The 1126-nt window shown below is 45.8% G+C and carries 1 protein-coding gene; it reads right to left on the reverse strand.

What is annotated here, in order from left to right; all coding sequences use genetic code 11:
- A partial coding sequence (locus tag WAO84_RS17140; RefSeq protein WP_340067369.1) for an RHS repeat domain-containing protein occupies window positions 1–1012 on the reverse strand: 1012 nt, incomplete at its 3' end.
- Window positions 1013–1126: the final 114 nt, after the last annotated feature.

Below are 1126 nucleotides of genomic sequence, written 5' to 3' on the forward strand. Positions count from 1 at the left end.
CTTTTAAGTCTGCCCCAAACTCCTCTAAACTTGTATTTTGAGCATAATCTGAAACGGCACCAGCTACCGCACTTGCATCACTGGCGACCTTTGCACCTGCGCCCTGACCAAAACCTCCTGAGGCCTGATCAGCCCTGTCAAGGTCACCGGCATAGTTGAACAGATCTATAGCTCCGTTGGCAACGCTAATACCTGCATTGCCCACAAATGTAGTTGCCTTGCCCAACCAGGATTTATTTTCATAGCTCATCCTTTGGAACTTATTAAGGGTAATCTCTAACCCTTCCAGTTCGTTGAACATGATAACCTTGTTCTCAGCAAAGGCATATGTGGCGTTGTGTACATAACTATCTGCCAACGGGTCAACACTTACAAATCTTCCAGTAGCGGGGTCGTGCATCCTGTACTTGAACTGCAACCAGTCCAGTCCAAGCTCGCCCTGACGCTCCTGATTCTGATAATCATACTTATGAAAATCACTTCCCACGGCTTCTACGAACCCGTTGAAGCCTTCCAATTTCATCCCAAAGGGGTAAAAATGTTCCTCCTTAACGATTTCCGTAGCGGGGTCTATAGTACCATTACCATCGGCATCACTGTACATTAAACGGATATTGTCCAACTGGTCAGTATAGTAGTACATGTACCCATAGCTCCCATCATTTTTGGGATAGACATAGCCATCCTCAATATTCCGGATGAACTCCAAAGTTCCATTCACGTACTGATATGGCCCCGCGTAATCCGTTACGGTAATGTTCCCGTTATCGTTGACGGTTTTCTGAACCTTGATACCGGCCGCGGAATATACATAGCTTATTGTACCATTATGCTGCGGATTGTTCACTGTAATGTTTGTCGGCATGTTCAAATGGTTCCACTGGGTACCCGTGATCCCTTTGTTGGTATCCGTTAAAAGGTTCCCGTTCGCATCGTAGGTAAACTCTACTGCCTGGTCGGTCCTGTCAATAAAACCATAGTTGTCATTGCCATCATCCTTTACCTTGAGCAACTTGTTTCCAGTGTCATAGTCATAGTCCAGCACATCCATATCGACATAGCTGCCGTTCTGCCAACCATTGCGGGTCAATGTCTTGATATTACCCATCTTGTCATAGGTAATACC

The organism is Ascidiimonas aurantiaca (assembly GCF_037646345.1).
GTDB classification, from domain to species: Bacteria; Bacteroidota; Bacteroidia; order Flavobacteriales; family Flavobacteriaceae; genus Ascidiimonas; species Ascidiimonas aurantiaca.